At 74.7% G+C, this 829-nt stretch carries 1 pseudogene; it reads right to left on the minus strand.

The features are described from left to right. Positions 1-829 (minus strand): annotated as a pseudogene (locus ACYVE7_RS34925) (amino acid adenylation protein); the annotation flags it as partial.

The raw sequence follows: 829 nt of genomic DNA on the forward strand, positions 1-829 counted from the left end.
CGGCGGGCACGATCCGGCAGAGCTCGACGGCCGCCCGCGCCACCCGGATCCGCAGGGGCGGTTCGTAGGTGAGCGCGAGATCGGCGGGCGCGGCCTCCCGCCGCAGCTCGACGGGGGGCAGCCCGACGTAGGAGGCGCCCTTCCCGGCGTCGGCGGGGGTCGCGGACAGCACCCCGATCAGCCCGCCCTTCGGCACCTTCCGGCCCGGCGCCGCCATCCCCGAGTTGCCGAGGAACGCCCGCTTGCCGATCTTGGCTCGGGCGAGCATCATCCAGCCGCCGTTCAGTTCGTACGGCGCGATCATCGTGTCGTCGGCGAGGAACGCCCCGCTGGCGACGGTCGTCAGCCCGGGGATCGCGAGGACGGTCGAGGCTTCGACGTCCCGGCCGACCTTCATGCCGAGGGCGCGCAGCCAGTGCGGCGTCAGCGAACTGGAGTAGACGGGGAACAGCCAGATCCGCGCCGCCGACATCAGCCGGACGGTCGTCCAGGCCTGCCAGGCGACGCGCCCGTGCACCGGATACCGTCCCGGCTTCAGACCGCGGCCGAGCAGCCGGACCAGCGCCCAGGTCGCCAGCGCGTAGCAGGACATCAGGACGAGTGTGGCGACGACGATCCCGGCGTCGACCAGCAGCGGGTCCGTGGCCGTCGGCGGGCCTTCGGGGACGAACAGGAACAGGACGGCCACCGCGGGCACCGCGGCCAGGGCGGGCAGCAGGGCCAGGAACAGGGCCGTCGCACCGTAGACCGTGGTCCAGCCCTGTGAGCGGAGCGCTTCGGCGCGCGGCCGGGAGCGGCGGGACTGTTCGGAGCGCGCGGCGGGCGCGCC

It is taken from the genome of Actinocorallia lasiicapitis (genome assembly GCF_054778695.1).